Below are 25994 nucleotides of genomic sequence, written 5' to 3' on the forward strand. Positions count from 1 at the left end.
CCGGCCGGACGGACGTCCCCGGCGGTCCCTGACTCGCCTTTCGCACGGACCTGCGACAGGGCCGCTCTCGGGCATCACGCCACGAAAGCGGCCCTTGTGTCGTTCCCGCGCTCCCTCGTAGCCCAACAGGAAGAGGCACCGGTGTTAGGTACCGGGCAGTGCGAGTTCGAATCTCGCCGAGGGAACCACCATCTCCGCCGGACGCTAGTATGCGGATGACCCTATTCAACCAGTTGCATATGCGAGGTCGAGATGCATCCGTTCCGGCAGGCGGTCGAATCCCACGACGCGGCGGCCATCGAGGCGTTGTTGGCCGACGATGTCGTCTTCACCAGCCCCGTGGCCTTCAAGCCCTATCCTGGGCGGGCGATCACGGCCGCGATCATCCGCGGCGTGATGCGAGTGTTCGAGGATTTCCGCTACGTCCGCGAGATCGCCGATCCTAACGGCCGGGACGCGGCGCTGGTCTTCGAGGCGACCGTGTCCGGGAAGCGGCTCACCGGATGCGATTTCGTGCATCTGGACGAGGACGGCAAGGTCGACGACCTGATGGTGATGGTGCGCCCGCTCTCGGCGGCGACCGCGGTGGCCGAGGCGATGGGCGCGCAGTTCGACCGGATTCGGCAGGAGGCCGCCGAGCAGATCCAGCGCGAATCCGCCTGCGCCTAACCTGGAACGATGCGGTTGGACGAGGGCGAGGCGCTGCGGCGGTTCCGGGCGGCCCGGGTCGCGCGGCTCGCCACGGTGAGCGCGGCCGGGCAGCCCCATCTGGTTCCGGTCACCTTCGCCTTGGCGCCGGACGAGCCGGTCGTGGTGATCGCCGTGGACCACAAACCGAAGACGACCACGAATCTGCGCCGCCTCCGCAATATCGCCGCCGACGACCGGGTCTGCCTGCTCGCCGACGAGTACGACGAGGACTGGACCCAGCTGTGGTGGGCGCGCCTGGACGGCACCGCCCGCATCCTCACCGCCGACGCCGACCGTGCGCTGCCGATCGCGTGGCTCACCGCCAAATACCCTCAGTACCAGGATGTTCCGCCCGCGGGCCCGGTGATCAGGGTGCACGCCGCCACCGTCTCGGGGTGGTCGTTCGGCTGAGCCGTGGATCAGGTGGCGTCGAGATCCGAGGGCGTCGCGCCGTTCCAGTCGACGACATGGTCGTGCAGGCGCAGCGATTCCTCCACGCCCGCCCAGTCCTCGACCCACTTGTCGACGCAGCCGGTCGTCATCGCGGCATCGTCGGCCGTGCGGATCACGACGCCCATGGCGTCGGCGCGTTCCTCGGGCGTCTCGGCCAGATCGACCGTCCGGTCGACCCGGATGTATTTACCCGCCCACGCGCCGGAGACGATGCGCCCCACGACGCCGTAGTAGCGCGGGGCGTCGGCATATCTGGCGATCAGCGCCGAGCGGTCGTCGACGGCGCTCACCCGCGAATCCGATTCGGCGGCGAGCAGGACCGGTATCGCGATGCCGAACAACCGGACGGTCCCCTTGGCCGAGTCCTCACCCACCTCGTCGATCTCGGCCTCGAGAGTCGCGAACGCCCCATCGGTCACAGTGACACGCCGACCAACCTGGAATTCGACCATGGCCCCATACACTTTCACAGACAGCCGGTACCCCCCTCCCACACATGGTGGGACCGACGGCGTTTGCAGACAAGGTGTTTCGCAGATTCCACGACGAGATCGCGTTTCCTTCAGGACATTTCCCGAAGAGCGCCGCCCGACGCCAGGGCCTCGTCGATGGTCGCCATATTCTCCTCGGCCCAGGTGCGCAGCGCGGACAGCGGAACCTCCAGGGAGAGACCGAGTTCGGTGAGACGGTAGTGAACCTTGGGCGGCACCGTCGGTTCGACGCGGCGGGCGACCAGGCCGTCGGCGGTCAAATTCTGCAGGGTGACGGACAACATCTTCTGGGAGACGCCGGGCATGCGGCGGCGGAGTTCGGCGAACCGCAGTTCGCCGGGGGCGGCCTCGGCGAGCAGTTTCACCACCATCGAGACCCATTTGGTCCCGATGCGGTCCAGCAGGCGCCGGGTCGGGCAGGCGGGATGGAACAGATCGCCGCGCCGGGTGGTCACCTGAACCTCACCACCTGAGTCGAAAGTGCCGTCTTTGCTGATGGACATCGGTTTCCTAAGTTTATGTGGTCACCAATGGTAACCATAGCGAGGTAGGTCGAGATGACACGGGACACGAAAACCGAGATCGCAGTGCGGCGCGTGGTGGCGAACGGCATCGAGATGAATGTGGCGGTCGCGGGTGCGGGGCCCGCTGTGCTACTGCTGCACGGGTTTCCGCACACTTGGCGGTTGTGGCGTGACACCATCGCCGATCTCGCGCCCACGCATCGGGTGATCGCGCCCGATCTGCGTGGGCTCGGTGCCAGTGCACGTCCGGCCGGTGGGTACGACGCCGGGAATCTGGCGGACGATGCCGCAGCTGTACTGGATGCGCTGGGCGAGCCGGAGGCGGCGGTCGTCGGCATCGATCTCGGCACCGCCCCGGCCTTCCTGCTCGCGATGCGGCGGCCGGACCGGGTGCGGCGGCTGGTGGTGATGGAGGCGCTGCTCGGCGGGTTGCCGGGCGCGGAGGACTTTCTACGCGGCGGTCCGCCGTGGTGGTTCGGCTTCCACGCCGTGCCCGGCCTGGCCGAGAACGTCCTGGCCGGACACGAATCCGAGTACATCGACTGGTTCCTGACCGCGGGCACCCTGGGCCGCGGCGTCCCCGCCGACTTGCGTGACGCGTTCGTCGAGGCCTATACCGGCACCGATGCCCTGCGCGCCGCCTTCGCGCACTACCGAGCCATGCCGGAGACCGCACGGCAGATCGAGCGCGCCGTGGCCGAGTCACGCCTGCGGGTACCGGCGCTGGCCGTCGGCGCCCACCCGGTCGGCGACGCCCTGGCCCGCCAGCTGGCATCCTGCGCCGACGACCTGACCGGTCACGTGATCCCCGGCCGCGGGCACATCGTCCCGGTCGACGGCGCGGACGCGCTCCGGCCGCTGCTCGCGGAATTCCTTGCGCCGCACCAACTCCGGTGACGATTACAGCGGCATCAGATGATGCTTGCGAGGCCCGTGCTCGGCGGTCTTGTCGCGCAGCAGCCGCATCGCCTTCCGGATCTCCAACCGGGTATCGGCCGGTTCGATGACGGCGTCGATGTATCCGCGCTCGGCGGCGATCCACGGCGTGGCCACGGTGGCGTTGTAGAAGTCGACCATCTGCTGCCGCACCTCGGGGCGCTGCTCCTCGGGCACGGCCGCGAGCTGCTTGCGCTGGGTGAGGCTGACGGCGGCCTCGCCACCCATGACCGCGATCCGCGCCGTGGGCCAGGCCAGGTTGATATCGCCACCGAGTTGCTTGCAGCCCATCACCGCATAGCCGCCGCCGTAGGCCTTGCGCACCACCACCGTGACGATCGGGACGGTGGCCTCCACGACGGCGTAGAAGAACCGCCCGCCGCGCTTGATGACGCCGATCTTCTCCTCCTCGACCCCGGGCAGCACTCCCGGCGTATCGACCACGAAGATCAGCGGCAGCCCGAAGGCATCGCAGAGCCGGATGAAGTGGGCCGCCTTGTCCGAGGCCCGGGCGTCGATCGCGCCGCTGGAGACCAGCGGCTGATTCGCCACGACACCGACGGGACGGCCGTCGACCCGCGCGAAGCCGGTGATCATATTGCGCGCCGCCGCGTCCCCGACCTCGTGGAAGTCGCCGTCGTCGAAGATCCGGGACAGGATGTCGTACATGTCGTACCCGGCGCGGTCGGAATCCGGGATGATTGCGTCGAGTTCGGTGTCGGACGCGGTGCGTTCCGGTTCGATGCCCGGATTGACCAGCGGCGGCTGCTCGAAGCAGTTCGACGGCATGAAGCTCAGATACGACCGCGCCCAGTCGAAGGCCGCCCGCTCGTCGGGGGCCACATGATGGATCGAGCCGTACTGCGCCTGGTTGTACGCGCTGCCGAGTTCCTCGAGGGTCACCTCCTCGCCGGTGGTCTCGCGAATGATGTCCGGGCCGGTCACGAACATATAGGCCGATTCGGTCGCGATCAGCACATCGGTGTTGATCGGCGCGTACACCGCCCCGGCGGCGCATTTACCCAGCATCAGCGAGACCTGCGGGACCACGCCGGACAGCCGCAGCTGCCGTCTGCTCATCGCCGCGTACCAGGCGAGGGAGGTCACGGCGTCCTGCACGCGGGCGCCGCCGGAATCGTTGATCGCGACGAACGGGCAGCCGATATCGGCGGCGAAATCCATCGCCGCGGCGACCTTCCGGCCGAACATCTCGCCGACCGAGCCGCCGAACACCGTCTGGTCGTGGGCGATGACCACGACCGGGCGGCCCTCGACGGTGCCGCGGCCGGTGACCACGCCGTCGCCGTACAGCGCGCCGGCGACCCCGGGCTGCTTCACCAGCGCGCCGAATTCCACGAAGCTCCCCGCGTCCAGCAACATATCGATGCGCTCGCGAGGGCTGGGGATCCCCTTGGCCTCGCGCTTGGCGATACCCTTGGCCCCGGCCGGCTCCCGGGCTGTCGCGAGATTCTGCTGGAGCATCTTCAGTTTCGCGGCCGTGGTCTCCATGCGCAGCGTCCTCCCTCGTTTGCCCTCGATTCGCCGTACCGATCGACCTTAGCCGGAGTAGACGCGTTCACAACTATGTGCACTGCAATAGACTCTCGGCCGTGTCGTCCACAGCTATACACCGCGGTACCGAGCAGACCTATCAGCGCCGGGCCGGCCGTGCGCTGGAGGAGCGCACGAAGGCGATGATCGTCGCGGCGGCCGAGCGGGTCATGACGTCCGCCGGGCCGGAACAGCCGATCGCGCACCTGACGACCGCCGACGTGTGCGCGGCGGCGCGCGGCTACGTCCGGCGCGACGGCACCGAGGGGCCGATTCCGAAGGCCACCATGTGGAAGCACTTCAAGACGATGGCGGCGCTCGCGGCCGCGGTCGCCGACCGGATGACCGCCGAGAACCGGCCGGTCCCCCAGCGGATCATCGACCTGGCGGCCGGTCACGGCGAGGCCGAGTCCCGGCCCGGCGCCGTGGACGTGTCGCGGCTGGAGGCCCGCTATTCCAGCCGCACCTACGAGATCTCGCAGCTGGTCGAGCAGTTCGACGCCGCCGCGGCCCGCGACGACCGGTCCGACATGCTGTACTGGTCGGCCGAACTCGCCGAGCGCCGGCTGCGGGAGCATCGCCGCGGCGACCGGGATCCGATCGTCGCGGCCGGTGAATGGGCCCGGCGCGGGTTACGCCTGGTCGACGTCGACTCACGCCTGGACTGCATGATCGGCATCCGCTGCGCCCGCGCCGCGGCGGCGGCCGAAACGGTCCTGTCGCGACGGCCCGAGTACGAGGCCACCGGTCTGAGCCGGATCCGCTCGCTGAAGGAGTCCGAGGGCGAACTGGCCGCGGTCCTCGGCTGGGACCTGCACCGGGAGCTGGCCCGGTTCCACGCCGACCACGCGCGCGCCCTCACGGAGGAGGATCCGGAACGCGAGATGCGCGCGATGCGGACCGTCGCGACCGCGCTGATCGCGATGTGCGGACCCGAGTCCACCCACGCCCGCGAACCCCAGGACGTCTTGCGCGCGGGGGAACTCGCCGAAATCATCGCCGGGCTACGCCGTCTCGAGATGGCCTATGCCGCCCATCCGGAGCATCGGCGGCTGTTCGCCACTGTCTTCGACGACGATGTCGCCGCGACGACGCGCGAGTTGCTGGCCTGCTTCCCGGCGACCACGGGCGGGCGCCGCCACGAGGGCAATGTCCGCGCGCTGCTCCGGCTCGACGATCTCACCGAGCGGCTGCACCGCCTCGACCCGGACACCGATCCCGGTGCGGTGATCGCGAGCGTCGACGGGTACGAGCAGGCCTCGGTCGACCTGCTCCGGACCGCCGAATTCGGCACCGTCCGAGATATTTTCGTCGCCCGGTACCTCACCGCCAAGGCCCGCGCCCTCGCGTTGCAGCACGGCGGGACCCGCGAACCGGACCGGGCGCCCGGCGGTCCGCTGGTCAATCCGAGGCCGGCAGGACTGATCCGGGCCGCGATCCGCTACTACGACCACGCCGCCAAGGTGACCAGCACCCGCGGCGCCGACGGCGTCCTGCGTGCCCAGGCCGCGCGGGCCGGGGCCGACCTCGCGAACTCGGATCTGCTCGGCGGCGGCCGGATCGCCGACGAGACAACCGAATCCGGGGACGGCGAATTCGACCGCATCGTGCGCACGATCAACGACCTGGTACTCATCACCGTCAGCCGCCGCAACCGCTTCACCGACGCCGAGGTCCAGCGCCTGCTGGATATGGTCGACCCGATGTACTACTACATCACCTCGGGTAGAAATTGACCTGCATTACCTGGTGCGGCCATCTCCCACTTGCACCGGAGCCCCGCTCACGAGCCGATCGCGGCGTTCATGATGGTGCCCGCGCTGGTGGCGATGATGCCGCCGATCATGGCGCCCGCCACCATCTTCGGGGAGTCGGAGATGCCGCCGCCCGCCCACTTCTCCCACGCGAAACGTCCTCCCGCGTAGGTGATGCCCATCACGCCGGACAGGATGACGAACCAGGTGAAGTACCGCACGAGCTTCATCAGCTTGTCCGCGGCGGGCGGCGTCTCGGGTGTGGGGTTGCCGATCTGAGCGAGGATGGTGTCGTGAACGGCCGCGAGGATCATGCACATCTCTTTCCGAGGTCGGTGAACCAGCCCGTAACTGTCGCGAAAATAATACTGTCCGAAAGAGATTGGGGGCCACCCCGTCCGGGAAGATCGCTCAGGTGCCGATCGCGGCATTCATGATGGTCCCGGCGCTGGTGGCGATGATGCCGCCGATCATGGCGCCGATGACCATCTTCGGCGAGGGGCCGGCGCCGATGGATTTCTCCCACGCGAAACGTCCTCCCGCGTAGGTGATGCCGAGCACACCGGACAGGATGACGAACCAGGTGAAGTACCGGACCAGTTTCATCAGCTTGTCGGCGGCGGGCGGGGTCTCCGGCGCCGGATTGCCGATCTGAGCGAGGAGGGTGTCGTGTACGGCCGCGAGGATCATGGGGTCTCTTTTCCCGGGGTCGTGGACCAGCACGAAGCTGTCGCGAAAACGATAGTGTCAGAACGCAATCGACATCCGGAACCATCATACCGGGTCTCTCGCGTCGCGTGAGCGTTGTCGCGCGGAACTATTCCGCCATCGCGGGCATCGAGTTCACCAGGGCCGTAGGGATCTTCGGGAGGGCGTAGGGGTGATGGGTTGTGAGCCAACCGATCAGTTCCTCGCGGACGGCGCAGCGCAGCGTCCAGACGTCGTCGGAGTTGCGGGCCGACATGGACGCCCGGACCACGATGCTGGTCGGGGTGCTGTCGGTGACCAGCAGGTTCCAGTTGCGCCCGTCCCAGTCCTCGCGGTGGCGCAGGTATTCGCGCAGATGGTCGCGCAGGTCCGCGACGGGGGCGCTGTGGTCCAGATACAGGAAGACGGTGCCGGTGATCTGCGACCCGCCGCGCGACCAGTTCTCGTAGGGCTTGCTGTTGAAGTACGACACCGGCATGGTCAGCCGCCGATCGTCCCAGATCCGCACGGTGAGGAACGACAGGGTGATCTCCTCGACGGTGCCCCACTCCCCCTCGACCACCACGGTGTCACCGATCTTCACCGAATCGCCGAACGCGATCTGCAGCCCGGCCATGAGATTGCCGAGCGTCGACTGCGCCGCGACACCGGCGATGATGCCGATGACACCGGCCGAGGCGAGCAGCGAGGTGCCGAGCGTGCGCAGGCCCGGGAACAGCAGCAGCATCACCACGGCCGCGCTCGTCAGGGCGAGGATGAACGTGACGATCCGGCGCACCAGCGTGAGCTGGGTGTGCAGCCGGCGCACCCGCGCGGTGTCGGCGGTGCGGCCGGCGTACTTGTCCAGGGTGTTCTCGGCGACGGCGTCGACGGCCCGGATGGTCAGCCAGGCGGCGGCCAGGATCGCCGCGGTGGCGAGGATATTGCGGATCACCTCGTCCTGCCGCAGGTGCAGCTCGGCCAAGGGGTAGGTCAGCTGTAATCCCGCGGATCCCAGCAGGATCTGCAGCGGCAGCTGGACCCGGCGCAGCAGGCCGGGTAATCGGGTCCTCGGGTGTTTGGTCGCGCTGTAGCACAGCACGCGATCGGTCAGCAGCCCCAGCGTCACGGTCACCACGAGCGTGACGCCGAAGACGATCAGCGGGCGAAGTACCTCCTCCAAGGCGTCCAACTCCTTGCGACGGGTGTCAGATGGGCCAACCAGCCACGCTACCTACCGATCCGGGGACCGGCGCAAGTCCGCAGCAGCGGAGGTGAATTCACTCACACGCTCGTCGCAGGGGTTATTCCGCGCCCTCCGGTTCCGGCTCGGGCTCGCCGCCGCCCTTGATCGTGTACAGCAGACCCTCCAGCTCATCGGGTTTCACCAGGACGTCGCGCGCCTTGGAGCCTTCGCTGGGGCCGACCACGTTGCGGGTCTCCATGAGGTCCATGAGGCGGCCCGCCTTGGCGAAACCGACGCGCAGCTTGCGCTGCAGCATCGAGGTGGATCCGAACTGCGAGGTGACCACCAGCTCCACCGCCTGCACGAACAGATCCAGATCGTCGCCGATATCCGGGTCGACGTCCTTCTTCTCGCCGGCCTTGGCGCTGGTGACGCCCTCCTGGTATTCGGGTTCCGCCTGGTTCTTGGCGAAGTCGACGACGCCCTGGATCTCCTCGTCGGAGATGAACGCGCCCTGCAGGCGGGTGGGCTTGTTCGCGCCCATCGGCAGGAACAGGCCGTCGCCCATGCCGATCAGCTTCTCCGCGCCCGGCTGGTCCAGGATGACGCGGGAGTCGGTGAGCGAGGAGGTGGCGAAGGCCAGCCGCGACGGCACGTTGGTCTTGATCAGGCCGGTGACCACGTCCACGGAGGGCCGCTGCGTCGCCAGCACCAGGTGGATGCCCGCGGCGCGAGCCTTCTGGGTGATGCGCACGATCGCGTCCTCGACGTCGCGCGGGGCGGTCATCATGAGGTCGGCCAGCTCGTCGACGATGGCGAGGATGTAGGGATAGGGCCGGTACACGCGTTCGCTGCCGAGCGGCGTGGTGATCTGGCCCGACTTCACCTTCTTGTTGAAGTCGTCGATGTGGCGGACCTTGCTGGCCTGCATGTCCTGATAGCGCTGCTCCATCTCCTCCACCAGCCAGGCCAGCGCGGCGGCGGCCTTCTTCGGCTGGGTGATGATGGGCGTGATGAGATGCGGAATGCCTTCGTAGGGCGTGAGTTCCACCATCTTGGGGTCGATGAGGATCATCCGCACCTCGTCGGGCGTCGCGCGCTGCAACAGCGACACCAGCATCGAGTTCACGAAGCTCGACTTACCCGAACCGGTGGAACCGGCCACCAGCAGATGCGGCATCTTCGCCAGGTTGGCCGCGAGGAATTCGCCCTCGATATTCTTGCCGAGCCCGATCAGCAAGGGGTGGTGCTCGTTTCGCGTGGACGGCGCCTTGAGGACATCGGCCAGGCGCACCAGTTCGCGGTCGGAGTTGGGCACCTCGATGCCGACGGCGGACTTGCCGGGGATCGGGGCCAGCAGCCGGACGTTCTCCGTCGCCACGGCGTAGGCGATATTGCGGGCCAGCGCGGTGATCTTCTCGACCTTGACGCCGGGTCCGAGTTCCACCTCGTAGCGCGTGACCGTCGGGCCGCGCACGAATCCGGTGACCGCGGCGTCGATCTTGAACTGGACCAGGACCTCGGTGATCGCCTCGATCATCGATTCGTTGGCCGCGCTGCGCCGCTTCGGCGGATCGCCGTCGACGAGCAGCGACATCGGCGGCAGCTGGTAGTCGCCCTCCACCTCGCGCTCGGTGATGAACTCCATCTGCTGCGGCGCGGGCGGCTCGGGCGTCTGGTCGACGACCTTGGGCGCCTTCTTGGGTTTCGCCTTGGCGGCGGGCTTTTCGGCCGCGGCGGCCTGGGCGGGCTCCTCGGCGATGTCCTTGGCGGCGCGCAGCGGCGGTTCGCCGAGGACCTCGGTGGCGGCGTCGGAGCCGCCGAATTCGTCGGTCGGGTAGTTCTCCTCCGGGGTGCGGCCGCGGCGCTTGGACCTGCTCTTGTGGACCGGGAACCCGTCGGCGTCATAGTTTTCCGGGTCGTAGAGCCCGTATTGACCGTCGTAGGAATCGTATTCGTCGCCGTGGGCGGCGGTGCCGAACAGTTCGCGCAGCCGGTTGGGCACCTCGCGGACCGTGGTCCCGGTGAGCAGCAGCACGCCGAACACCATGGCGATCAGCAGCAGCGGCACCGCCAGCCAGCCGGTCAGGCCGTCGCGCAGCGGGCCGCCCACCACGTATCCGGCGAAGCCCGCCGCGTGCGCGCGGCCGTCCTGGTCGGTCGGCGCTCCCGCGGCGATGTGCCACAGCCCGAGCGCGGGCAGGCCGACCAGCAGCCCGCCGAGGACGAGGCGCGGCCGGATCTCGGGGCGCGGTTCGGTGCGCATGAGGATCACCGCGACGGCGGTGGCCACGAACGGCAGCGTGGCCGAGGCGGATCCGGTGACCCAGCGCATCGCGGTATCGACCGCGTGCCCGATCGGCCCGCCCGCCGCCAGCCAGACGGCCGCCGCGATGATGACGCTGAAGGCGATGAGGACCAGGGCGATGCCGTCGCGGCGATGGCCGTGCTCGATCTCCCCCGCCCGGCTCAGCGTGCGGGTGGTGGCGCCCACCCCGCGCGCGAGCATCGACCAGCCGTTGCCGATCCCTCGACTCAGGACGGCCAGCGGCGCGGTATTCGAGCGGCCCCGGGCCGGACGGCGAGCGGCGGCGCCGCGGCCGCGCGGGGTCGTCCGCCCCCGCGTCGCGGACGAACGAGTCCCGGCCGGGGCCTGCCTCCGGGTCGCTCCCGACGACGTCCCCCGTGCCGATCCCGCCCGAGAGCGTGGCGTCGTGCTGCCCCGGGTCTTACCTGCCATGGGTCTCAGGCTAGCGGCAATCGCCCCATCCAGACCATCCGCAACACCCACACCACGCACATCACAGTGCGGGCGCGGGGGTGGTTTGACCGGCCGGGATGGGTCTCGACGACCGCCGGATCAGCAGGAAAAGGGACCCCAGCAGGGCAAACATGGCCAAGTGTCCATGGGAGGATTTCGCGACGTAGCGGGACGTGGGCCGGGCTCGAGTGAAAGTGAGAAATGTCCGAGGCTCGGCGAGTCACAGTGACGGATTTCGTCACTGTGACCGTGCGATTCCAAACGGCCACGCCCCTTTTTTTCCGGCACGCTTTTGGCCGGAATCCCTCGCCTGTCAGACGCTGCGGTCGGTGGAGAATACGGCCTTGATGTCTTCCTCGGAGCCTGCGGCGTCCACGCGAACTTCGTTGCGGCCGAAGGCGTGCAGGAGGAGTTCCGATGGCGGGGCTGTCAGCAGGACGGCGTCGCCGCCGGCGTTGTGGGCGGTGACGCGGTCACCGGCGGGGGTGGTGAGGACCACCGTGACCGGGGATTTGCGGTAGGCCATGCGGGCCATGCGGCGGACCGAATGCCAGAGCTTGGTCTCGTCGGCCTCGCTCAATATCCGTGGCTCCCAACCGGGTTCGCCGCGGCGCACGTCCTCGTGATGGACGAACATCTCGGTGAGATTGACCACCGCGTCGAGCGGGGCCAGCGGCGACCACCACGGCGGGCCGGTGCGGATCTGCTCCAGCAGTTCGGTGAAGGGCCGGCGCGCGGCGGCGGCCTGCACCGACTCCAGATGTCCGGCAAGGGGTTTCAGCAGGATGCCGGGGGCGGCGTCGGGCCGGCGCTCGCGCACCACCAGGTGTGCGGCCAGATCCCGCACGGTCCAGGTACCGCACAGTGTCGGCGCGTCGGGACCCGCCGCGGTCATGGTCACGACCAGGGCGCGCCGCTCCCGTTGAGCCAAACTCATACCCCGAGCCTAATCGACCCGGAAGCGGCCGGACTGTGGCCGCCGCCACATCCGGCCGTTGGAGCTGGTCAGACGCCCAGAACTGTCGGGACGATCATCGGGCGGCGGCGGTAGGCCTCGGCGACCCAGCGCCCGACCACCCGGCGCACGCTCTGCGCGATGCGGTGGGTGTCGGTGACGCCCTCACCGGCCAGGCGCTGCAACTCCGCCTCCACCAGTTTCTGCGCCTCGACCAGCGCACCCGGGTCGTCGGAGAACCCGCGGCCGCTCACCTCGGGGGCGCTGACGGCCTTACCGGTGGTCGCGTCGACGGCGACGGTGATGGCGATGAAACCACCCTCGCCCAGGGTCAGGCGATCCGACAGCGTCGACTCACCCACATCGCCGACAGACAGGCCGTCGACGTAGACCTGGCCGACCGGGAAGCGTCCGACGATCGAGGCGATCCCGTCCACCAGGTCCACCACCACGCCGTTCTCGGCCAGCATGACCCGGTCCTCCGGGACGCCGGTGGCGACGGCCAGCGCGCCGTTGGCGCGCAGGTGCCGCCATTCGCCGTGCACGGGCATGGCATTGGTGGGGCGCACCGCGTTGTACAGGTACAGCAGCTCGCCGGCCGAGGCGTGGCCGGAGACGTGCACCTTCGCGTTCTGCTGCGTGACCACGGTCGCGCCGAGCCGGGCCAGCCCGTTGACCACGCCGAAGACCGCGTTCTCGTTACCCGGGATGAGCGAGGAGGCCAGCACCACGAGATCGTCGGCGCGGATGTTGATCTGGCGGTGGTCGCCGCGCGCCATCCGCGACAGCGCCGACAGCGGCTCGCCCTGCGATCCGGTCGAGATCAGCACCAGCTTGTGCACGGGCAGATTCGCGGCCTGATCCAGGTCGACCACGATCCCGTCGGGGAGTTCGAGGTAGCCCAGGTCCTGCGCGATCTGCATATTGCGGACCATCGAGCGGCCGACGAAGCAGATCCGGCGGTCGTAGCGCTGCGCGACATCCACCACCTGCTGGATGCGGTGCACGTGGCTGGCGAACGAGGCGACGATCACCCGGCCCTTGGCCTTGCCGATGACGTTGTCGAGCACCGGCCCGATCTCGCGCTCGGGGGTGACGAAGCCGGGCACCTCGGCATTGGTGGAGTCGACGAGGAACATGTCCACGCCCTCGTCACCGAGGCGGGAGAATCCGGCCAGGTCGGTGAGCCGGCCGTCCAGCGGCAGCTGATCGAGCTTGATGTCGCCGGTGTGCAGGGCCAGGCCCGCCGGGGTGCGGACCGCCACCGCGATGGCGTCCGGGATCGAGTGGTTGACCGCGAAGTACTCGCACTCGAACGGGCCGTGCGTGGTCTTCTCGCCCTCGGTGACCTCGACCAGCTTCGGCTGCAACCGGTGCTCGCGGCACTTGGCGGCGACCAGGGCGAGGGTGAACTTGGAGCCGACGACCGGGAGGTCGGGGCGCAGGCGCAGCAGGAAGGGCACCGCGCCGATGTGGTCCTCGTGACCGTGGGTGAGCACCACGGCCGCGACCTCGTCGATCCGGTTCTCGATAGGCTGGAAGTCGGGCAGGATCAGGTCGACGCCGGGCTGCTGGTCCTCGGGGAACAGCACGCCGCAGTCGATGATCAGCATCTTGCCGTCGAATTCGAAAACGGTCATGTTGCGGCCGATTTCGCCGATGCCGCCGAGCGCGAAGATGCGCAGGCCCTGGCGCGGCAGGCGGCCGGGCTGACCCAGGGCGGGGATGCCGGCCGGCTGCGGTTCGGGCTGTTCGTTGCGAGCCTGGTCGGCGCGGGCCCGGGCCTGTTCGGCCCGGCCACGTCCGTTCTGACGGCCCCGGCCGCCCCGACGCTGCCGGTCCGGCCGCTCGGACCGCCCGGATTCGGCCGAAACCTGTTGCGGCGCGGCCTTTTCGGCCTTGTTCAGATCCTGCTCCGCGGCCTTGGCAAGCTCCCGCTCCTCGCGAGCGGCCGCCTTCGCCTGCTGTTCCACAGTTTCCGACTTCGCCTGCTGTGCCACCGATTCCGACTTCGGCTGCTGCGCCACCGATTCCGGTTTCGCCTGCTGCGCCACTGACTCCGGTTTCACCTGCTGCGCCGCCGTTTCCGGCTTCGCTTGCTGTGCCCTCGTTTCCGGCGGCGGTGCCGGGTCGGGGGCGCCGGCGCCCCGGGAGGCGGCTCTGCGGCGGGGGCGGCGGGCTTCCGCGTCACTCATGCGTAAACCCCCGCGGCCTCCAGTTCGGCGGCGATGGAGTGCAGCACCTCGCCCTCGGGCATCAGCTGCGGCAACCGCGGCTCGCCCACATCGATGCCCAGCAGGCGCAGCGCGGCCTTGGTCATCGCGACGCCGCCCACCCGCGCCATCGCGCGCATCAGCGGCAGCATGCTCACATTGATCTCGCGGGCGCCCTGGACGTCACCGGCGAGGTACGCCTCGCGCAGCGCCAGCATGCGCTCCGGCACGATCTGGCCGATCACACTGATGAATCCGACCGCGCCGACCGACAGCCACGGCAGGTTCAGCACGTCGTCGCCGGAGTACCAGTCCAGGCCGGTCTCCGCGATCAGCTCCGCGCCGACGCCCAGGTCACCCTTGGCGTCCTTCACCGCGACGATGTGCGGATGTTCGGCGAGGCGGCGGATGGTCTCGGGCAGGATCGGCACCACCGACCGCGGCGGGATGTCGTACAGGGTGACCGGCAACTCGGTGGCGTCAGCGATCGTCAGGAAGTGCGCCAGCAGGCCCTCCTGCGTCGGACGCGAGTAGTACGGGGTCACCAGCAGCAGGCCGTGCGCGCCCGCCCGCTGGGCGACGCGCGCGAGTTCGATGCTGTGCGCGGTGTCGTAGGTGCCGGCGCCCGCGATCACCGTCGCGCGGTCGCCGACCGCGTCGACGACGGCGTGCAGCAGATCGAACTTCTCCGACTCGGTGGTGGTCGGCGATTCGCCGGTGGTCCCGGAGATCGCGAGCAGGTCGACACCCCGGTCGACCAGGCGTGTGGCCAAGGCGACGCCGGCATCGACATCGAGCTTGCCCTCGGCAGTGAAGGGGGTCACCATCGCGACACCGACCGTGCCGGACGCGCGCAGCCCTGTTCGCGTCGATTCACCGTTCGTCATGGTCAGCAAGGCTAGCAGTGTTTATAAGGCGTCGGGCTCGCCGTCTGCGCTGTGCTGCCGGGGTGTGGCGGGGGGCACGTGAGCCGAAGAGTCGTGACGGCAGAGATGACATCACGAAGGAGGTGGCGTGATGTCAAATATGGCGTCATGATGGTGTCATGGATTTGAACGCCTACACCGCGCGACTGCGGGACGACCTGATCGCGGCCGCCGCGCTCGGGGACGAGAAGACGCAGGCCACCGCCGCCGCCCTGGCCGCGGCGACCGAGAACGCCGCGCGGCTCACACTGCTGGCCGCACTGTCGGACCTGGCCACCGAGATCAGCGAGACGCTGGGTGACCGCACCGTGCACGTCTCGTTCGACGGCACGGACGCCCGCGTCGACGTGCGCCCGGCCGAGCGCGCGGCGGAGGAAACCCCTAGTTTCGAGGATCTGACCGGCGATATCAGCCGCGTCACCCTCCGCCTGGTCGACCAGATCAAGTCGCGCGCCGAGCAAGCGGCCGCGCAGAGCGGCGTCTCCCTGAACTCCTGGCTGTCCAGCACGGTCCAGGACGCGCTGCGCGACCAGATGCGCAAGGGTGGCCCGGGACGGTGTGACGACTGAGTCCTAGGTCGACACCGACAGGTTGCCGTCGGTGTCGATCTCGGTGCGGCGGTCGTGATCGGGCGCGTTGGCGAGCACCGTCGCCAGCATCCGGCGGCCGACCGGCAGCACCCGCACCGTCACCGAGCCGCCGTTGGCGGCATCCAATTCCCTTGTCGCCGCGTCGATCACGCGCTGCCGCACCCATTGCGGCGCGCCCGCGAAACCACCGTCGTCGAGCAGCACCACCTCGACACCGCGCGAGCGGGCGCCCCGCGCGGCGCCGCTGAGTTCCTCCGAGACCAGTTGCGGCGCGCGCAGTCCGTCCCGCAGTTCGGCCTCCAGCAGGCGGCATTCCTCGCGCTCGGCGACGGTGAGTTCGGCGCCCTCGGAGATCCGCTCCAGAATCGGCCGCGCCACCCGGTCCAGGCGCGCCAGCTGCCGGATCCGCTCGCCGTCGGCGGCGGCCATGGTCGCCTCGGCGGCGGCGCGAATCGTGACCTCCTCGCGCAGGATTCGCAGCGTGCGCTGGGTCGGCCGCATGATCACCGCGAAGACCGAGATCGCCGTGACCGTGCCGACGGGCACCAGGGCGGCGGAGATCGCGCCGTCCGCGGTCCCGATCCGCGCGGCCGTCACCGAATCGACGATCACCACCCCGGCCACCCCCAGCCAGGCCGCGCCGAGCCGCCCACGCAGGACGAGCACCGCCATCACGTAGGAGGTGACGAAGGTCGTCCACACCATGTGCCCGGCGTGGGCGGAATCCAGGCCCCACACCGTCAGCGCGGTCGCCACCGGTCCCGCGGCGACCACGTACGCCGTCGCCGGCCACGGCAGCGGATCGCTGGCCACCACCAGCACCAGGGCACCGGCGACCACCTGGATCGCCAGCGCCGCCAGCACCGCCCACAACGGCGAGGCGGACAGGTTGCGCAGCATGTACAGCACGATCGTCAGTTCCAGGATCAGCAGGAACAGCCACGCCGGGCCGCCACGCAGACCCAGCAGTTCCCGCAGGCCGAACCCCGCGGCGACGTCGGGGTGGCGGCCGTCAGTTCGAACCATCGCCGCCCCACACCAGCGTCACCGTCGTGCCGTCGCCCGGTTGCGATTCCACGAATCCCGCACCGCCGGACAACTGCCGCATCCGGCCGAGAATGCTCACCGAGATGCCGAGCCGGTCCGCCGGCACCCGCCGCACGTCGAAACCCACCCCGTCGTCGGCGAAGACCAGCCGGATACTCCCGGCGCTGATGGTGCAGGTGACGGTGCGGTGCACGGGTTTTCCGGACACGGAGGCGTGCCGCAGGCTGTTGCGCACGGCCTCGCCCAACGCGGAGGCGAGCGTGGTGGCGGCGTGCACCGGCAGGCGCAGATCATCGAATCCGGGCCAGGTGCGGGTCGCGAAGCGGATGCCGGGATTGATTTCGTGCACCGCCGACCGCAGGAAGATGACCGCCGCACGGGCGTCCAGCACATCGGGTTCCCGTGCGGCGACGCGGATCTCGTCGAGTTGTTCCAGCGTGCGTTCCGCCTGCCGGCGCAGCACGGCCGACTGCTCGTTGCCGCGCGAGGCGTCCAGGAGGGTGGACAGCACCGCATCGTGGATCAGCGCCGCGAAGCGGGCCCGCTCGTGGTCGCGGGCCGACGCCGCGGCCGAGGAGGCCGCCTGCCGGCTGGCCCGCGCCGACTCCCAGTCCACCCGCGCGGCCGCGCCCAGCGCGCTGACCACGCACCACAGCAGCAGCGTCGACAGCCCGAAGGCGCGGGCGAACGCGCTCACCCACGACATGGTGGTGAGTTCCTCGACCAGATAGACATTGCTCAGCGCCACCGCCACCGAGCCGAACAGCAGGTACGTCGCCGACACCAGCACCGGCCACGCCAGCGCGGCGGTCAGCATGCCGAGCGGCAGCAGGCGATACAGCCAGACCGAGGCCGCGTCCACGGTATGGGGCTCCAGGGCGAACGGCAGCGTCGCCAGCCCGGCCAGGTAGCCGATCGCGGCCGCTCCGGCGACGGCGCGAACGGTCGTGGGGCGCAAGCGAATCGAGACGATCGCCAGCGCCGGGAAACCGGCGAAGACCAGCAGCACCGCCACCGGCGCCCACCAGCCCGGCGCGACCCGGCTCTGCGCGACGATCTCGGGCAGATCGACCAGGCCCATGATGATCCCGCCGAGCCCCATCGACAGGCCCAGCCTGCGGACGATCCGGTCGAACGCCACCGCGCCCGCGTCCTCGCTCACCGAATGCCCGCGCCACCACGTCCCCGCACGCACCAGTGGTCCCGTCCGGGCGATCGGTGCCTGCAACGTACCGACAGCGGTCATGCCCGGGGGTGACGTTCGGGCATGGGCAGCCAGCCGTCCTCGACCGCGCGCTTGTACAGATCGGTCTTGGTCGGGGCCGGCCGCCCGGCGTCGGCGTATTTCTGGCGGATGCGGCCCAGATAGTCGTTGACCGTCTGCTCCGACAGGCCGGTCAGGCGCGCCACCCGGGATGCCTTCTCGCCCGACGCGTACAGCGTGAGCACCTCCTGCTGGCGCGGGCTCAGCCCCACGTCCGACAGTTGCGGATCGCTGTCGATGGCGGCCGCCCAGTCGGTGGTCACCACCTGTTCGCCCGACGCGGCGGCCCGCACGGCCGACACCACCGTCTGCACGTCCTCGGATTTGCGCACCACGCCGAGCACGCCCGCGCGCGCCGCCGACCGCACCAGGAACGGATTGTCGGCGCCGGTGAACACCAGCACCTCCAGCCCGCGGTCGCGCAATGCGCGCACATTGTCCTGCGGGGTGGATCCGTCCGCCAGCCGCAGATCCAGTACCACCAGATCCAATTGCGGTGCGGCCGAGAGCAATTCGCTCACCGTGCCGGCGGTGATGACAAGTTCGAGATCGGCTTCCCCGGCCAGCATCGACGCCAGCCCCAGCGCGACGGACTCGTGGTCCTCGACGAGCCCGATCCGGCGCGGGTGCGATGTCACCGACTGCTCCGGCGTCCCCTGCTGTATCGCGTCCACGGCCCTCTCACCTCTTCCCAGAATCCCGAACACCTCGTCCGGTGGCCGGCTCCGCGCACATCTAAACAGGCACCGGAACGTCCTGGTGTCGAGTATGCCGGGACGGGTCCGCCGTAGTCAGCCACAAGAAATCGGGGGACGCCGCGATGAACTGGGGCGCAACCACCACGGAAGGGGGGTGAACGGGGGGCGAGGTTTACCGGCGCGTCCGGCGGCTGGCGTGGGGTTTCAGGCCATGAGCTGGGCGGCGACGGTGCCGCCGAGTTCCCAGCAGCGCTCCCGGAGATCTTTCGTGACCGGTCCGGTTGCCACCACGGGCGCCGCGGACTTCTCCCACCCGAGCCCGGTGGTAACCGAATCGATACTGCGCTCGGCGCCCTCGGTGCCCTGATTGCCGTGAATGTAGTAGCCGAACGGCCGACCACGGGTGGAGTCCAGGCACGGGTAATAGAAGGTGTCGAAGGCGTGTTTCAGCGCTCCCGACATGTAACCGAGGTTGGCAGGGGTGCCGAGCAGATAACCATCGGCCGCGAGAACATCACTGGCCGTCACCGCGAGCGCGGCCCGCCGCACGACCTCGACCTCCTCGATCTCCGGATCGGTGGCCCCCGACAACACGGCCTCGAACATGTCCTGCATGAAGGGCGACGGCGTGTGGTGAATGATCAGCAGGGTGGGCACGCCCCGAGCCTAGTGGGGCTACCGTTCTGGGATGCCCAGCCGATCACGACTTCCCCGGCTTCCGGAGTTCACGCCGCCGGCCGATCCGCGCCGTGGGTATTCGCAGCAGGAGATTCTGGCCGAGTTGCGGCGGTTCATCCTCGAGGGGAGTCTGCCGCCGGGGGTCGGGTTGCCGTTGCGGGAGTTCGCGCAGCGTTTCGATGTCAGTGCCATTCCGGTGCGGGAGTCGTTGCAGACGCTGATCGGTGAGGGGCTGGTGGAGCATCGGCCGAACTTCGGCTATACCGTCACCCGGCTGACCGCGGGTGAGTTGCGCGAGCTGTATGTGGTGCGGGAGCAGTTGGAGTTCGCCGCGCTGGCCGCCGCGGTCCGTCATGCCACCGCCGAGGATCACCGTGTCGCCACCGAGGCTCATGCCCGGTTGGAGGAGGCGGTGCTCGGCGACGATCCCGCCGCCTACCACCGCGAGACCCGCACCTTCCACCTGGCGCTGACGCGGCCATCGGGGATGGCCCGGCTGGTGCACATGCTCGAATACGCCTGGAACATCACCGAGCCGATCCAGCCGATGGTGCATGTCAGCGCGGGTGAGCGGGCCGTCCTGCACGCCGATCACAGCCGCCAGCTCGCGGCCTTTCTCGCCGGGGATGCCGAGGCCCTGCTGGCCGCCACCGAACAGCACCACGCGAGGCTCAACCACGTGGTAGCAGGGCTGCCGACGGACACGGGGTTGTTCGCGGAGCCGGGGGGCGGCGACGAGTGATTCCGGCCAAAAGCGTGCCGGAAAACGAAGTGGGCGTCGGCCGGAAGGGAGGTGGACGACGGCCGGGGTGGAAGCGGACGACGGCCGGGGGTGAGTGGGCAGGGATGCGCGAGGGCTGTCGCGAACAGATATACGATTTTCGCAACAAGGGGGCAATACCGGCTCGATAGCGTCGTCCGAATTACGTTTCACCCCGCTGCCGCGGGACAGATCGATCGGATGTGCGACATGACCGAGATCGCCGCATCGGCACTCGCGACCGGACGGCAGGCGGCGGCGCCCGCCCCGCCGAGCAGCGCCACGAATCCCGCCTACGACCCCCGGCTCACCAACGAGGATCTGGCGCCGCTGGAGAAGCAGTCCTGGGGTGTCTACAACATCTTCGCGTTCTGGATGTCCGACGTGCACAGCGTCGGCGGCTATGTCACCGCGGGCAGCCTGTTCGCGCTCGGCCTGGCCAGCTGGCAGGTGCTGATCGCGCTGGTCGTGGGCATCGTGATCGTCAACGTGTTCTGCAATCTGGTCGCCAAGCCGAGCCAGCGCACCGGCGTGCCGTATCCGGTGATCTGCCGCAGCGCGTTCGGGGTGCTCGGCGCCAATATCCCGGCCGTCATCCGCGGCCTGATCGCGGTGGCCTGGTACGGCATCCAGACCTTCCTCGCCTCGGCCGCGCTGGACGTCGTGCTGGTCAAGCTGTTCCCGGGCCTCGCGCCCTACGCCGTGGTCGGCGATTACGGATTCCTCGGGCTGTCGGCGCTCGGCTGGGTCAGCTATCTGACGCTGTGGGTGCTGCAGGCGGCCGTGTTCTGGCGCGGGATGGAGTCCATCCGCAAGTTCATCGACTTCTGCGGTCCCGCGGTCTACGTCGTGATGTTCCTGCTGTGCGGGTACCTCATCGCCAAGGCGGGCTGGGGCGCCATCGACCTGAACCTGTCCACCGTGACCCATCACGGCTGGTCGGCGGTTCCGGTGATGCTGGGCGCGATCGCGCTGGTGGTGTCGTACTTCTCCGGTCCGATGCTGAACTTCGGCGACTTCTCCCGCTACGCGCGTTCCTTCTCCGCGGTCAAGCGCGCCAACCTGCTCGGGCTGCCGGTCAACTTCCTGGTGTTCTCGCTGCTCGTGGTCGTGACCGCGTCGCTGACGATGCCGGTGTACGGCGAGCTGATCACCGATCCGGTGGCGACCGTCGCCCGCATCGACAACACCTTCGCCATCGTGCTGGGCGCGCTGACGTTCGTCGTCGCGACCATCGGGATCAATATCGTCGCGAACTTCGTCTCCCCCGCCTTCGACTTCTCGAACGTGAATCCGCAGAAGATCAGCTGGCGCGCGGGCGGCATGATCGCCGCCGTCGGCTCGCTGGTCATCACGCCCTGGAACCTCTACAACAACCCCGACGTCATCCACTACACCCTGGAGACGCTGGGCGCGTTCATCGGACCGCTGTTCGGTGTGCTCATCGCCGACTACTACCTGGTCCGCAAGCAGCGGGTGGCGGTCGACGACCTGTTCACGATGTCCGAGACCGGCACCTACTGGTACCGCAAGGGCTACAACCCGGCCGCGATCATCGCGACCGCGATCGGCGCGGTGGCGGCGATGTTTCCGGTGCTCACCTCCGGGAAGATAACCGGTATGTACACCGCCGCCCAGTACAGCTGGTTCATCGGCTGTGCGCTGGGCCTGCTCTGCTACCGGTTGCTGGCCACCCGCGGCCGCTTCCGGCTGTCCGCTGTCCACTACGAAACCCGTTGAGGATCATGAGAATTCGTGTCATCAACCCGAATACGACCACCGCCATGACGGCGGTGGTCGATCAGTGCGCGCGGGCGGTGGCCGCCCCCGGCACGATCGTGGAGTCGGTCACCCCGTCGATGGGCCCGGCCTCCATCGAGAGCCACTACGACGAGGCGCTCGCCGTCCCGGGCCTGCTGGCCGAGATCGCGCGCGGTGAGGCCGAGGGCGCGGACGGCTACGTCATCGCCTGCTTCGGCGATCCGGGCCTGTACGCCGCGCGCGAGCTGGCGCGCGGCCCCGTGATCGGCATCGCCGAGGCCGCCATGCACGCCGCGAGCCATCTGGGGCGCGGCTTCAGCGTCGTCACCACCCTGGCCCGCACCGTCGGCCAGGCCGCCGACCTCGCGGAACGCTATGGGATGCAACGCTTCTGTCTGGGCATCCACGCCACCGACATCCCGGTGCTGGAACTCGAGGACCCCAAGGTCCGTACCGTCATCGCCGACGCCTGCCGCGCCGCGGTGGCCGCCGACGGCTCCGACGCGGTCGTCCTCGGCTGCGCCGGCATGGCCGACCTGTGCGAATACCTCACCGATGAGGCCGGCGTCCCGGTCATCGACGGCGTCGCCGCGGCCACACTCTCGGTCCAGTCGCTGATCACCCTGGGCCTGCGCAAGTCCGGCCGCGGCGAATTCGCCACCCCGCTGCCCAAGCACTACACAGGCTTACTGTCGGACTTCGGCACCGACGGAGCGTCCCGATGACCCACCGGACCACGAGACACAGCCGCACCACACCGGCGCACAGCCCCACCATTTTTCCGGCACGCTTTTGGCCGGAATCCACCGTGAGATCCCGGCCAAAAGCGTGCCGGGAAAACGATGAAGTATGCCGGGAAACTGAGGGGGTGCGGCGGTGAGTCTGCCACCGGATTTCCTGGCCGGGCTCGCGGCGCGGTTGTCGACAGTGGACGCCGAACTCGCTCGGCACTATTCGGGGGACCGGCACGGCCAGCCGATTCATACCGCCTACGTGTCCGGCGCCGACGCCTCCAAGGACATTACGCACGAATGGGGTGTGGCGGCAACGGAACTGGCCGAGCGGCACGCGGGCCTGCTGACCGAACTCGCCGGGGCGGACATCCTCGAGCGGGTTCGGGAGACGCTGGCGCAGCGGCCTGTTCAGGATCTGCGGCTGGACTTCGAGGACGGGTACGGGACTCGCGGTGACGAGGTCGAGGATCGGGATGCGCTGCGCGCCGGGCAGATTCTGGCCGCGCTGCCTGCCGAGGTGCGGTCGCGTGGCATTCGTATCAAGGGGCTCACCACCGCCGAGTACGAGCGGGCGATCCGTACGCTGGAGCGTGTGCTGGAGGGGGCCGGGGGCGTGCCGGACGGATTCGTGTTCACGATCCCGAAAATTCGCGCCGCCGAGCAGGCCGACCTCGCCGTACGCCTGTGCGAGGCGCTCGAGTCCGCACACGGATTACCTTCCGGCGCACTGCGTTTCGAATTGCAGATCGAGAGCCCGCAGGCCGTGATCGCCGCCGACGGGACCGCCACGGTCGCGCGGGCGATCCAGCTGAGCGCCGGACGGTGCAGCGGATTGCATTACGGCACCTACGATTACAGCGCCGCCTGCGGTATCTCGCCGCAGTTCCAGTCGCTCGAGCATCCGGTCGCCGACCACGCCAAGGCGGTCATGCAGGCCGCGGCCGCGCAGACCGGGGTGTGGGTGTGCGACGGCTCCACCCAGGTGGCGCCGGTCGGCACCGACGAGGAGGTGGCCGCGGCCGTCGCGCGCCACTTCCGGCTGGTGACCCGATCCCTCGAACGCGGCTACTACCAGGGCTGGGATATGCACCCCGGCCACCTGGTGACCCGCTGGCTGGCCACCTTCGCGTTCTTCCGGGGCGCGCTGGCGGCGGCCGCGCCCCGCATCGACCGCTATCTGGCGCGCCGGGGCGGCGCGGTGGTCGACGAACCCGCCACCGCGCAGGCCCTGGCCACGGTCGTCCTGCGCGGACTGGACTGCGGGGCCTTCGAACCCGACGACGTCACCGTGGTGGCCCCGGCCGCCACCGTCGACGTCCTCACCCTGTTGCGAGAAAGGAAGTTGCCGACTACATGAGCGACGTGCCAACCGATTTCACCCTCCTGCCCGATCTGGCCGTACGGTCACTCGGCGGGGCGGTCGTCTGGGCCAACGACGAATCCTTCGCCGAGAAGGAGAATCTGATCCGGCCCGAGGCGTCGACCTTCTCCACGGAGTCCTTCGGGCACAAGGGCAAGGTCTACGACGGCTGGGAGACCCGCCGCCGGCGACGCCCCGGCGGGACCGCACCGGCCGCCGACGACTGCGACGAGGCCGTCGTGCGCCTGGGCGTCCCCGGCGTCGTCCGGGGTGTGATCGTCGATACCGCGTGGTTCAAGGGCAACTACCCGCCGGAGATCTCGGTGGAGGCGATCGCGCTCGCCGGCTACCCGCCCGCCGAGGAGGTCGCGGCGGCGAGCGGCTGGGTCACCATCGTCCCGCGGGCGAAGGTCGAGGGTGACACCGCCAACCCGTTCACCGTCGATTCGGAGCGCCGCTTCACCCATGTGCGGCTGCGCATGTATCCCGACGGCGGGGTGGCCCGGCTGCGCGTGCACGGCGAGGCGAAACCCGATCCGCGCTGGCTGGGTTCGGGTTCGTTCGATCTGGCGGCGCTGGAGAACGGCGGCCGGGTGGTCGACTGCTCCAACCGCTTCTACTCCTCGCCGCAGAATCTGCTGCTGCCCGACCGCCCGCGCATCATGGGCGAGGGCTGGGAGACCGCCCGGCGGCGCGGCGGCGGCAACGACTGGGTGCGGGTGCGGCTGACCGGCGAGGGCATTCCGGCCATGGTCGAGATCGACACCTCGTACTTCCTGTTCAACAGCCCGGGCGCCGCCCAGCTGACCGGTATTCGCGCCGACGGCGCCGAGGTCGAACTGCTGCCGCGCACCGATCTGCTGCCCGATGCCCGCCACCGGTTCCCGATCGAGGTGAGCGAGCCGGTGACCGAGGTGCGCTTGGACGTCTACCCGGACGGCGGCTTCGCCCGGTTGCGGGTCTTCGGCACTCTCACCGAGGCCGCGCGCGACAAGCTGGCCGCGGAGCCGGCATTCGGGGCGCTCGCCGACGACGCCCTCGATCAGCTGCGGACCGAGCGGGAGTGACGGTGGCCGACTATCCGCGCGACCTGGTCGGTTACGGGCCCACGCCGCCGCATCCGCGGTGGCCGGGGGACGCCAATGTGGCCGTGCAGTTCGTCCTCAACTACGAGGAGGGCGGCGAGAACTGCGTCCTCGACGGCGATGCGGGCTCGGAGACATTCCTGTCCGATATCGTTCCGGCACAGTCTTTTTCGAACCGGCACATGAGTATGGAGTCGCTGTACGAGTACGGGGCACGGGCCGGGTTGTGGCGGGTGCTGCGCGCGTTCGAGAGCCGCGACATCCCGCTGACCGTCTTCGCCGTGGCCCGTGCGCTGGAACGCAATCCGGAGGCGGTGGCGGCGTTCAAGCGGCTCGGCTACGAGATCGCCGGGCACGGGCTGCGCTGGATCTCCTATCAGGAGGTCGATCCGGAGACCGAGCGGCAGCACCTGGCCGAGGCGGTGCGGATCATCACCGATCTGTTCGGCGAACCGCCCCGCGGCTGGTACACCGGCCGCGACTCGCCGCACACCCGGGATCTGGTGGTCGAGCACGGCGGCTTCACCTACGACGCCGACTCCTACGCCGACGACCTGCCGTACTGGGTCGAGGTGCGCGGCCGCGACCACCTGGTGGTGCCGTACACGTTGGAGGCCAACGACATGCGGTTCTCCTCCCCCGCCGGATTCGCCAACGGCGAGGAGTTCTTCACCTACCTCCGCGACGCCTTCGACGTCCTCTACGCCGAGGGCGCCGCCGGATCCCCGAAGATGCTGTCGATAGGCCTGCACTGCCGCCTGGCCGGCCGCCCGGGCCGCGCCGCCGCCCTCGGCCGCTTCCTCGACTACGTCCAGTCCCACGACAAGGTATGGCTGGCCCGCCGCATAGACATCGCCGAGCACTGGGCAAGGGTGCACCCGCCGCGCTGA

At 69.4% G+C, this 25994-nt stretch carries 25 protein-coding genes and 1 tRNA gene; 12 read left to right on the forward strand and 14 right to left on the reverse strand.

Annotated elements, in window-relative coordinates; all coding sequences use genetic code 11:
• Positions 1-111 precede the first annotated feature (111 nt).
• From ON41_RS21045 to ON41_RS21055, 3 genes are all read left to right on the forward strand, one after another.
• Positions 112-188, forward strand: a tRNA-Leu gene (locus ON41_RS21045).
• A 64-nt stretch (positions 189-252) separates the two neighbouring features.
• Positions 253-669: a nuclear transport factor 2 family protein gene (locus tag ON41_RS21050; RefSeq protein ID WP_040749415.1), complete on the forward strand. Its 417-nt coding sequence runs from the start codon at positions 253-255 to the stop codon at positions 667-669.
• 9 nt (positions 670-678) lie between these two features.
• Complete coding sequence (locus tag ON41_RS21055; protein WP_040749416.1) at positions 679-1101, forward strand: TIGR03668 family PPOX class F420-dependent oxidoreductase; 423 nt, start codon at positions 679-681, stop codon at positions 1099-1101.
• 8 nt (positions 1102-1109) lie between these two features.
• On the opposite strand, the gene ON41_RS21060 is transcribed toward ON41_RS21055, so the two are convergent.
• Together ON41_RS21060 and ON41_RS21065 are read right to left on the reverse strand one after the other, a co-directional pair.
• A complete protein-coding gene (locus ON41_RS21060; RefSeq protein ID WP_040749417.1) occupies positions 1110-1562 on the reverse strand; it encodes a hypothetical protein in 453 nt (150 codons plus the stop codon).
• Between the two features lie 143 nt (positions 1563-1705).
• The gene (locus ON41_RS21065; RefSeq protein WP_051162064.1) at positions 1706-2137 is read right to left on the reverse strand and encodes a winged helix-turn-helix transcriptional regulator; all 432 of its coding nucleotides are present in this window, start codon (positions 2135-2137) and stop codon (positions 1706-1708) included.
• Positions 2138-2191: 54 nt separating this feature from the next.
• Here ON41_RS21065 and ON41_RS21070 point away from each other — a divergent pair, with 54 nt between their 5' ends.
• Positions 2192-3055 (forward strand): alpha/beta fold hydrolase, encoded by an 864-nt coding sequence (locus ON41_RS21070; protein WP_040749419.1) that lies wholly within the window; start codon positions 2192-2194, stop codon positions 3053-3055.
• A 3-nt stretch (positions 3056-3058) separates the two neighbouring features.
• Here the strand turns inward: ON41_RS21070 and ON41_RS21075 are convergent, their stop codons facing one another.
• The gene (locus tag ON41_RS21075) at positions 3059-4603 is read right to left on the reverse strand and encodes an acyl-CoA carboxylase subunit beta (RefSeq protein ID WP_040749420.1); all 1545 of its coding nucleotides are present in this window, start codon (positions 4601-4603) and stop codon (positions 3059-3061) included.
• A 101-nt stretch (positions 4604-4704) separates the two neighbouring features.
• Between ON41_RS21075 and ON41_RS21080 the strand changes: the two genes are divergently transcribed.
• Complete coding sequence (locus ON41_RS21080; RefSeq protein ID WP_040749421.1) at positions 4705-6381, forward strand: hypothetical protein; 1677 nt, start codon at positions 4705-4707, stop codon at positions 6379-6381.
• Between the two features lie 47 nt (positions 6382-6428).
• Here the strand turns inward: ON41_RS21080 and ON41_RS21085 are convergent, their stop codons facing one another.
• The 7 genes from ON41_RS21085 to dapA form a co-directional block, all read right to left on the reverse strand.
• Positions 6429-6713: a hypothetical protein gene (locus ON41_RS21085; protein WP_174411343.1), complete on the reverse strand. Its 285-nt coding sequence runs from the start codon at positions 6711-6713 to the stop codon at positions 6429-6431.
• A 97-nt stretch (positions 6714-6810) separates the two neighbouring features.
• Positions 6811-7089, reverse strand: a complete 279-nt coding sequence (locus ON41_RS21090) for a hypothetical protein (RefSeq protein WP_040749423.1) — start codon at positions 7087-7089, stop codon at positions 6811-6813.
• Positions 7090-7216: 127 nt separating this feature from the next.
• Complete coding sequence (locus ON41_RS21095) at positions 7217-8269, reverse strand: mechanosensitive ion channel family protein (RefSeq protein WP_040749424.1); 1053 nt, start codon at positions 8267-8269, stop codon at positions 7217-7219.
• A 121-nt stretch (positions 8270-8390) separates the two neighbouring features.
• Positions 8391-11012, reverse strand: coding sequence for a DNA translocase FtsK (locus tag ON41_RS21100; protein WP_040749425.1), 2622 nt, complete (start codon positions 11010-11012; stop codon positions 8391-8393).
• 334 nt (positions 11013-11346) lie between these two features.
• Positions 11347-11970, reverse strand: coding sequence for a TIGR03085 family metal-binding protein (locus ON41_RS21105; protein WP_040749426.1), 624 nt, complete (start codon positions 11968-11970; stop codon positions 11347-11349).
• A 68-nt stretch (positions 11971-12038) separates the two neighbouring features.
• Positions 12039-14183 (reverse strand): RNase J family beta-CASP ribonuclease, encoded by a 2145-nt coding sequence (locus tag ON41_RS21110; RefSeq protein WP_040749427.1) that lies wholly within the window; start codon positions 14181-14183, stop codon positions 12039-12041.
• Positions 14180-15088 carry a 4-hydroxy-tetrahydrodipicolinate synthase gene (gene dapA, locus ON41_RS21115; RefSeq protein ID WP_040749428.1) on the reverse strand — a complete coding sequence of 303 codons (909 nt, stop codon included), beginning with the start codon at positions 15086-15088 and terminating at the stop codon, positions 14180-14182. The genes ON41_RS21110 and dapA overlap by 4 nt, the downstream gene beginning before the upstream one ends.
• Before the next feature lie 158 nt (positions 15089-15246).
• On the opposite strand from dapA, the gene ON41_RS21120 reads away from it, so the two are divergent.
• Positions 15247-15696, forward strand: a complete 450-nt coding sequence (locus ON41_RS21120) for a hypothetical protein (RefSeq protein WP_040749429.1) — start codon at positions 15247-15249, stop codon at positions 15694-15696.
• Positions 15697-15699: 3 nt separating this feature from the next.
• Here the strand turns inward: ON41_RS21120 and ON41_RS21125 are convergent, their stop codons facing one another.
• From ON41_RS21125 to ON41_RS21140, 4 genes are all read right to left on the reverse strand, one after another.
• Entirely contained in the window at positions 15700-16743 is a 1044-nt protein-coding gene (locus ON41_RS21125; RefSeq protein ID WP_051162065.1) for a DUF8320 family protein, read from the reverse strand.
• A complete protein-coding gene (locus tag ON41_RS21130; protein WP_040749430.1) occupies positions 16730-18010 on the reverse strand; it encodes a sensor histidine kinase in 1281 nt (426 codons plus the stop codon). The genes ON41_RS21125 and ON41_RS21130 overlap by 14 nt, the downstream gene beginning before the upstream one ends.
• Positions 18007-18702, reverse strand: coding sequence for a response regulator transcription factor (locus ON41_RS21135; RefSeq protein WP_174411344.1), 696 nt, complete (start codon positions 18700-18702; stop codon positions 18007-18009). Before ON41_RS21135 ends, ON41_RS21130 begins: the two co-directional genes overlap by 4 nt.
• A 228-nt stretch (positions 18703-18930) precedes the next feature.
• Positions 18931-19383, reverse strand: coding sequence for a flavodoxin family protein (locus tag ON41_RS21140; protein WP_040749431.1), 453 nt, complete (start codon positions 19381-19383; stop codon positions 18931-18933).
• Positions 19384-19414: 31 nt separating this feature from the next.
• Here ON41_RS21140 and ON41_RS21145 point away from each other — a divergent pair, with 31 nt between their 5' ends.
• The 6 genes from ON41_RS21145 (at position 19415) to puuE (ending at position 25994) form a co-directional block, all read left to right on the forward strand.
• Complete coding sequence (locus ON41_RS21145; RefSeq protein ID WP_040749432.1) at positions 19415-20146, forward strand: GntR family transcriptional regulator; 732 nt, start codon at positions 19415-19417, stop codon at positions 20144-20146.
• 228 nt (positions 20147-20374) lie between these two features.
• A complete protein-coding gene (locus tag ON41_RS21150) occupies positions 20375-21904 on the forward strand; it encodes an NCS1 family nucleobase:cation symporter-1 (protein WP_051162091.1) in 1530 nt (509 codons plus the stop codon).
• Between the two features lie 5 nt (positions 21905-21909).
• On the forward strand, positions 21910-22650 hold the full coding sequence (locus ON41_RS21155) for an aspartate/glutamate racemase family protein (protein ID WP_040749433.1): 741 nt from the start codon (positions 21910-21912) through the stop codon (positions 22648-22650).
• A 151-nt stretch (positions 22651-22801) separates the two neighbouring features.
• Positions 22802-24016, forward strand: a complete 1215-nt coding sequence (locus tag ON41_RS21160; protein WP_051162067.1) for a DUF6986 family protein — start codon at positions 22802-22804, stop codon at positions 24014-24016.
• Positions 24013-25086 carry an allantoicase gene (gene alc, locus ON41_RS21165; protein ID WP_083905510.1) on the forward strand — a complete coding sequence of 358 codons (1074 nt, stop codon included), beginning with the start codon at positions 24013-24015 and terminating at the stop codon, positions 25084-25086. The genes ON41_RS21160 and alc overlap by 4 nt, the downstream gene beginning before the upstream one ends.
• Before the next feature lie 2 nt (positions 25087-25088).
• The gene (puuE, locus tag ON41_RS21170) at positions 25089-25994 is read left to right on the forward strand and encodes an allantoinase PuuE (RefSeq protein WP_040749486.1); all 906 of its coding nucleotides are present in this window, start codon (positions 25089-25091) and stop codon (positions 25992-25994) included.

It is taken from the genome of Nocardia transvalensis NBRC 15921 (assembly GCF_000308875.1).
In the GTDB taxonomy this organism is placed as follows: Bacteria; Actinomycetota; Actinomycetes; order Mycobacteriales; family Mycobacteriaceae; genus Nocardia; species Nocardia transvalensis.